Source organism: Edaphobacter sp., assembly GCF_035532915.1.
In the GTDB taxonomy this organism is placed as follows: domain Bacteria; phylum Acidobacteriota; class Terriglobia; order Terriglobales; family Acidobacteriaceae; genus Edaphobacter.
In genome coordinates this window covers 1-7,580 of record NZ_DATKQC010000289.1, presented here as the reverse complement: position 1 = coordinate 7,580, position 7,580 = coordinate 1, and the positions used below count along the sequence as shown (strand labels likewise).

General features: G+C 59.8%; 7 protein-coding genes. 6 read left to right on the top strand and 1 reads right to left on the bottom strand.

The genetic code is table 11. The annotated features are described in order from the left end of the window. Window positions 1-92: 92 nt before the first annotated feature. Window positions 93-482 (bottom strand): helix-turn-helix transcriptional regulator, encoded by a 390-nt coding sequence (locus VMU57_RS13805; protein ID WP_325384367.1) that lies wholly within the window; start codon window positions 480-482, stop codon window positions 93-95. A 99-nt stretch (window positions 483-581) separates the two neighbouring features. Here VMU57_RS13805 and VMU57_RS13800 point away from each other — a divergent pair, with 99 nt between their 5' ends. The 6 genes from VMU57_RS13800 (at window position 582) to VMU57_RS13775 (ending at window position 7,385) form a co-directional block, all read left to right on the top strand. Then, window positions 582-3,752: a toprim domain-containing protein gene (locus VMU57_RS13800; protein ID WP_325384365.1), complete on the top strand. Its 3,171-nt coding sequence runs from the start codon at window positions 582-584 to the stop codon at window positions 3,750-3,752. Then, complete coding sequence (gene xerC / locus VMU57_RS13795) at window positions 3,740-4,798, top strand: site-specific tyrosine recombinase XerC (protein ID WP_325384363.1); 1,059 nt, start codon at window positions 3,740-3,742, stop codon at window positions 4,796-4,798. The genes VMU57_RS13800 and xerC overlap by 13 nt, the downstream gene beginning before the upstream one ends. 230 nt (window positions 4,799-5,028) lie before the next feature. Further along, complete coding sequence (locus VMU57_RS13790) at window positions 5,029-5,307, top strand: hypothetical protein (RefSeq protein WP_325384361.1); 279 nt, start codon at window positions 5,029-5,031, stop codon at window positions 5,305-5,307. Beyond that, window positions 5,298-5,711: a PIN domain-containing protein gene (locus VMU57_RS13785; protein ID WP_325384360.1), complete on the top strand. Its 414-nt coding sequence runs from the start codon at window positions 5,298-5,300 to the stop codon at window positions 5,709-5,711. Before VMU57_RS13790 ends, VMU57_RS13785 begins: the two co-directional genes overlap by 10 nt. A 157-nt stretch (window positions 5,712-5,868) precedes the next feature. Then, entirely contained in the window at window positions 5,869-6,720 is an 852-nt protein-coding gene (locus VMU57_RS13780) for an RHS repeat-associated core domain-containing protein (protein WP_325384358.1), read from the top strand. Continuing rightward, window positions 6,717-7,385: a hypothetical protein gene (locus tag VMU57_RS13775; protein WP_325384356.1), complete on the top strand. Its 669-nt coding sequence runs from the start codon at window positions 6,717-6,719 to the stop codon at window positions 7,383-7,385. Before VMU57_RS13780 ends, VMU57_RS13775 begins: the two co-directional genes overlap by 4 nt. Window positions 7,386-7,580 lie beyond the last annotated feature (195 nt).

Here is a 7,580-nt window from a genome sequence, read left to right as displayed (position 1 = left end):
GCCGGTTCCCGGCCCGGCATCGAACGGAAATCGAATGCAACCGGGACGCTGTGCGACTCTGTGCAGCATCCGTTCGTGTTGGGTTCGAGTTACTAAATCTCGCCCATAACCTGGCTCATGCGGGACCGCTTGACCAGGCTGTCGAGCAGAATCACGAGCGCCTTCTGATCCTCGTCGGAGAGCTGATCGACCTTGCTGTAGAGGCGGTGCAGTTCCGGGTTATGAATCTTGGCATCGTCGTCGATGTCCTTGCGTCCGGCCAGCTGGTCGAGGGTGACATCCAAGATGTCTGCCAGCTTGACAACTGTGGCAAAGACGGGCACGGCATCTCCGTTCTCCCAGCGGGTGTAAACACGGGGGCTGACGCCGAGCAGTTCGGCCACGCGCGTCTGCGTGATCTTGCGAGCCTTGCGTAGTTGCCTGAGCCGTTCGTGAAAATCCGTCATGTTCCAATCCGGCGGGAAATGCTGAACCAGGCTCATCGTAAGACCCTCTCTCAAAAATCCTGCTTGAATATGTCTACAATGTCAATGTAGATTATGACTCTATAGTCAGTTGACAGGTTTTTTCAAGGAGGCCCGATGGCAGGCAGATACGACCCGGAGAAAGAGCGGTTGAAGCGGGAGGTGTCGATCCAGCGGCTGGCCGAGGCGCGGGGGATCAAGTTGCATCGCAGCGGCAAGGAACTGATCGGCCTGTGCCCGTTCCACGACGACCGCAATCCCAGCCTGAACATCGATCCGGTGGCGAATGTGTGGCACTGCAAGGGGGCGTGCGGCGAGGGCGGCGACGTGATCCGCTGGGTAGCGCGGTCCGAGGGCGTCAGCGATGCGCATGCCATCGCGCTGCTGAAAAGAGACTATGCGCCCTCTACCGGGCCGGTGGTGAAAATAGCCACGATCCCCAAGCTGCCCTGCCCGGTGACGCTGGGGGCCGACGACCGGACGGTGATGCGGGAGGTAGTCAGGTTCTACGCCGACACGCTGCGGGACACGGCGGACGCGAAGCGTTATCTCGAAAAGCGTGGCCTCAGATCGTCGGAGCTGGTCGAGCGGTTCCGGCTGGGGTTCAGCGACCGGATGCTGGGCCCGGCCCTGCCGGATAAGAACCGCCGCGCGGGAGCGGAGATACGTCAGCAGTTGGAGCGGCTGGGCGTCTTCCGCGCGAGCGGGCACGAGCATCTGCGTGGTTCGCTGGTTATCCCGGTGTTGAATCTCGACGGCGACGTGGTGCAGTTGTATGGGCGGAAGATCAACGACAATCTGCGCGGCGGGACGGATTACCACCTGTACCTGCCGGGGCCGATGCGCGGTGTGTGGAATGAAGAAGCCCTCGTTGCCACGAAAGAAATCATCCTCTGCGAAGCCCTGATCGACGCGATGACTTTTTGGTGCGCGGGGTATCGCCAGGTGACGGCCAGCTACGGGGTGAACGGCTTCACCAAGGACCACAGAGCCGCGTTCGAGCGGCACGGAATCGAGCGCGTGTACATCGCTTACGACGGCGATGAGGCGGGCAACAAAGCCGCCGTGAAGCTGGCCGACGAGCTGATGCAAAGGGGCGTCGAGTGCTTCCGCGTGGAGTTCCCCAAAGGCATGGACGCGAACGAGTACGCGCACACGACGCAGCCCGCAACCAAGCTGTTCGGCCTCTTGTTGAACCGCGCGACGTGGCTGGGCAAAGGGCCGAAACCTGCGAGCCGTGTGGCCGTTCCGGTGATCGTTCCCGAGCCGCAGTCAGCGCCGCCGTTACCGGCGGCGCCGGCAGCAGAAGAGACGGCAGCTAAAGAAAAAATCAGCGCGGCAAAAGAGCCTGAGGCAGCGCCAGAGTCACAGCCTGTAGCAAAGCCGATTATCGAAACGATCCCTTCCGCAGTCAGTGAAACTCCTCAGCCACAGCCGCAGAGAGTTTTTTCCTTAGCTGCCGAAGCGGTGCCGGTTGCGCAGATGCCGCTTCGGTCCAACGCCATCGATGCGCCTGTGGAGATGCGCGGCGAAGACATCGTGTTGCGCTACGGAGACCGCGAGTACCGCGTGCGCGGCCTCAACAAGAACACAAGCCCAACGGCACTGCAAGTGAACCTTCGCGTGTTGGGACTGAACGCGCATGGGGATATGGCCATGCACGTGGACAAGCTGGACCTTGAAGCCTCGCGGCCTCGCGCGGCGTTCATCAAGCAAGCCGCCGAAGAGCTGGGCGTCAAGGAAGACGTGATCCGCCACGACCTGGGCCGGTTGATCCTGAAGCTCGAGATACTGCGCGACGAGCAGATCGCGCGAGCACTTGCGCCCGAGGAGCCGGTGTACGCGATGAGCGAGGAGGAGCGCGAAGCCGCAATCAACCTGCTGCGCGATCCGCGCCTGGTTGAGCGCATCGTCGAGGACTTCGCCGAGTGCGGTGTTGTGGGCGAGGAGACCAACAAACTCGTTGGTTACCTGGGCATCGTGTCGCGGCATCTCTCCGATCCGCTGGCCGTGCTCGTGCAGTCCAGTTCCGCTGCGGGCAAAAGCTCGCTGATGGATGCGGTGCTGGCCTTCGTGCCCGAAGAACAGAAGGTGCAATACTCCGCGATGACGGGCCGGTCGCTGTTTTACATGGGCGAGACGGACCTGAAGCACAAGGTGCTGGCCATCGCGGAAGAAGAGGGCGCGAGCCAGGCTTCGTATGCGCTGAAGCTGTTGCAGAGCGAGCACAAGCTGAGCATCGCATCGACGGGCAAAGACCCGGTGAGCGGCAAGCTCATCACGCACGAATACAAAGTTGAAGGCCCGGTCATGATCTTCTTCACGACGACGGCAATGGAGATCGATGAAGAGCTGTTGAATCGCTGCATCGTGCTTACGGTGAACGAAGACCGCGAACAGACGCAGGCCATCCACCGGATACAGAGAGCATCGCAAACACTCGCGGGCCTATTGCGCCGCAAAGACCGCGAGGAGCTGCGCAAGCTGCATCAGAACGCGCAGCGGCTGCTGCGGCCTCTCGAAGTCGTCAACGAACTAGCGCCGGAGCTGAGCTTCCCGGACTCGATGACCAGGACGCGGCGCGATCACGCCAAGTTCCTTGCGCTGATCCGCAGTATCGCTCTGCTTCATCAATGGCAGCGCGAAGTGAAGACGGGCGTGCATCGCGGCAAGGCCTTCGAGTACATCGAGGCTACGAGCGACGATGTGAAGCTGGCCAAGAAGATCATCGAGGAAGTGATGGGCCGCTCGCTCGACGACATGCCGGTGCAGACGCGCAAGCTGCTGTTGATGGTCGATGGGATGGTCCGGGGCGAGTGCGATCGGCAGCAGATCGAATGCAGTGAATACCGCTTCTCTCGGCGCGACGTGCGGGCCTTCACGCGCTGGAGCGACTCGCAACTGAAGCGGCATCTGGGGCGGCTCGAAGAGCTTGAATACCTGATCGTGCATCGCGGCGGGAGGGGCCAGAGCTTCGTCTACGAGCTGTTCTTCGATGGAGCGGCGGAAGCGTCCCAGTCCTCACTGCTGGGGATGGAACACAGCTACGATGGCGAGAAGTCCGGGGTAGAAGGCCCGAAGTCCGGGCCAAGTCCGGCCCAGGTCCGGGGGATGTCTGGGAGTGGTACGGGGAATGAATCGCCAATATCCATGCGGCCTTCAGGCTCTTTTTACGGAAATGGTCTGAAAAACACTACTAAGGAAACAGCAGAAGAAAATCCGGTCGTAGTTGTGCCGCCGCGTGTGAACGGTGCGGCTCATGGCGGGGGTGCTCGATGGCCCGCGTGACGAAGAAGCGCAAGCCGCAGGCCGCACCGGCAACGCCGTTGGATGCCTTGATGCGCGAGCATCTACTCGCGCTCCAGGTGCAGAACTACTCCGAGTTCACAGTGAAGGGCCGCGAGGGTCACATCCGGTTCTTCCTCGAATGGCTGAAGGAGCGCGGCATCACCGATCCCATCGACGTGACGCGGCCCGTGCTCGAACGCTATCAGCGTCACTTGTTTTACGCGCGCAAGAAGAACGGCGAGCCGTTGAGCTTCAGTTCGCAGCACGCGCGTCTTGTGCCGTTGCGCGTGTGGTTCCGCTGGATGACGAAGCAGAATCGCATCCTGCACAATCCGGCCTCGGAGCTGGAGCTGCCACGGCTCGGCCGCTCGCTGCCCAAGGTGATCCTGTCGGCCCAGGAGGTCGAGCAGATCATGACGCTGTGCGACATCGAGGAGCCTATCGGACTGCGTGATCGCGCGATCCTGGAGCTGCTGTACTCGACGGGAATGCGGCGACTTGAAATCGTGCGCGTGAAACTCTACGACCTGCAACTCGACCGCGGCCTCATCCTCATCAATCAGGGCAAGGGCAGCAAGGACCGCTATGTGCCTGTCGGTGCGCGTGCCGCCGCGTGGCTTCAGAAGTACATCGTCGAGGGACGACCGCAGCTTGCCGCCGAACCCGACGACATGACAGTGTTCCTTACAGCGCAGGGTGAGCCGTTCAGCCGCGATCATCTGACCTTCGTTGTGAAAGAGCGCATCGCGGCAGCGAAGCTGGGCAAGGGCGGCGCGTGTCACTTGTTCCGCCACACGATGGCCACGCTGATGCACGAGAATGGAGCCGACATCCGCCACATCCAGGCCATCCTTGGACATGAGGACATCAAGACCACGCAGATCTATACGCAGGTCGCGATCCGGGCCCTGCAGCAGATCCACGCGGCCACACATCCGGCAGAGGCCCGCAGCGTGACCCAGGCGGCACGCACAGCAGCCGAGCGGGAGGGCTTGTTGGCGGCGCTCACAGCCGAGGAAGACGACGACCAGGAACCGGGCAGCTAAGGAAAATACAGCACAGTGCTGTATCGCTGCTTCCGTCCTGGCTGTGCGAAAAAATCTTCAACAAGGGGCTTGACAGGGTTTTGCGAAAAAACCGATTCAGAGCCGAAATATACGTCTCGCGTATATCCGGAGGCACGCTCAAAGAGACCGCTCCAGGGCGAAGAAAATGCTTGACAGGTTTTTGCAAAAGCAGCTTCCAGCTAAGAAAAAACAGGAATGAGGGTATCATCGTGAATATGGCAACGATCCACATCTCGGAAGCCGACGCCGCCCGCGACTTCGCCGGTCTGATGGCCCACGTGCGTGCCGGTGCGGAGATCGTCATCGAGTCCGATGCTGCGCCGGTCGCAGTGCTGCGCACGGCAACGCCGCCGCGCCGCTCCATCGAAGAGTGCATCGCGCTGTTGCCGGAAGACTCCCCGGCGATCATCGACGAGGACTTCGCCCGCGACGTTCAAGAAGCAGTGGCCGCACACCGGGAGCCGCTGAATCCTCCGGCATGGGACTGATCCTCGACTCCAGCGTCTTAATCGCGGCAGAGCGCAAGGGTAGAAACGCCCGCCAGGCTCTGGCCGAAATCGCCCTGCGCGCCGCAGGCGAAGACGTGGCCCTGTCGGTCGTCACGGTGCTTGAACTGGCGCACGGAGCGGCCCGCGCCAACACGCCCGAACGCAAGGCAACCAGGCAGCAGTTCATCCGCGAACTGATGGCCGCAATCCCCGTGCATCCGGTCTCGGCTTCGGTCGCTCTGAGGGCCGGACAGATCGACGGAGAGAGCATGGCCAGGGGCGTCACTCTGCCGCTCTCCGACCTGCTGATCGCAGTCACTGCGCTTGACCTTGGCTACCGTGTTGCCACCGGCAATGTGCGCCACTTCCAGGCCGTTCCCGGCGTCTCCGTGGTTCCGTTCTGAGCTGAGGAGAGCTTTTTCTTTTAGCCGCGCTTTTAGCTGCTGATCGGGGCCGCAATCGGGCCCCGATTGCAGGTCTGATCCGGCCATCAATCGATCTGGAATAGCCTTCCCAACGACAGCTCATCCCCAGGGGAAAGCCGGTACAATCGGGGCACCGATGCAACTGGCTTCCGGCGTGTTCCCTGGCTCGAATCCCGCCTCTGCTGCGATGCCGCAGCTAGCCGCAAACTCACGTCGGGGCTTCGGACTTCTTGCCAGCACTTCGCAACTCGGTTCCGGCTTCGCTATCTCCAGCAGCACGTTGGGCTTCAGCGAATCGTTGTACGACGGCGATGTCAGGCCACGTAGTACCGGCAAAGAACGGGACACCGAATCGGGAAACGACTACTTCGGGGCTCGATACTATGCCAGCAGCATGGGACGCTTCCTAAGCCCCGATTGGTCGGCGAAAGTCGAGCCGGTGCCGTACGCAAAACTGGATGATCCGCAGAGCCTGAACCTGTATTCGTACACACGAAATAATCCCATGACTAGGAACGACTTTGACGGACACACACCGGAGGACCGAGTCAAAAAAGCATTAGAGCTCAGTAAAGAAGACATCAGCTATAAATTTGGCGGAGGGCATGCAAAAAATGCGGATCCGAAGTCGGGTCTAGATTGTTCGGGAATGACGAACACGGTGTTCAAATCTGACCCCGATAACAAACTCACTTTTGCAGACTCCAAGGGAAACTTTACAGCTGCCTCAGAGAAGAGCACTTTACAGGAAAAAGGTGAATTCAGCAGCAAGCTCACCGATGCGCGTCCTGGAGATGCGATCTTCTTTGCAAAGGGCAAAAGCGTTGACCACACCGGGGTGGTGACATCGATTGACAGCAAAGGCAGAATTCATTTTGTTGACGCTCCGCACCACGGAGCGAAAGTTCGCGAGAACATTCTCTACAACGGCAAATATGGAAGTGAGAGTTTTGCGGGAGTTGGTAGACCGAAGGAGGCCCAAAAGTGAACGGCATCGCTGGCGGACTCGGAGGAAAGCAAATGAAGGATTGGGGCAATGCTAAGTTCATTCGCAGTACCACAGTCACTATTTTGCTACTAACACTACTTAGTACAGCGGCAACCTGCCAAACGGCCGTCCAAGAATTCAGAATATCCGATCTGACACGGACAACCGCCAGCGAACCCGGACTGAAGGAGTGCCTGAGAGAAGGCCAAAGGATCCTTGGCGAAAATGCAGAAGTTCTGAAATGTGGTTTTCTCAACCAAGCAGATGTTTTGGAGAGCGTTGCAGCGCTAAAGCGACCACCATTTCGGGTGGGTGACCGCTCGATTGTATCTCGACTCGTGATACTTCGTAAGGAGCCTTCAGGTTGGCGAACCGCGCTGAACGTCTCCAGGGAGATCCAGAATGGAGCCGGCTTTTTGGGAATTGACTATTTAGATGACGCCAGTCCGTATTGGGGATATTCGGTACTGATCGAAAATCACCGCGCCGATGGAAAGCCTGCACTTGTGTTGAGCCTAGCCTACATGGCGAACGAGAACGACATGTCCGAGGTTCCCGTGGATATTACTTGGAATCCTGCGGTCCACCGGTACCAGGAGTTCAGCTTGAATTATGAACCATTTGGGTTTAAACCTGAAATCAAGAATCCGCCGCATAAGCCGTGATTCATTCTGAGGGAAACTTGGGCGCCACCTTAATTGGGCGACGTGCTCTCCGACGGCAGGTGGCCCAGTCAACCACCCAATCAATCGCCACAACCTTTGAAGAGCTGTGCCCCGTTCATCGCGTTGTTTGCGATGAGCGGGCGTTGGGTTAAGATCGTGGCCGGACGAGGATGGGGCCATGCCGAGCGGCCTGAG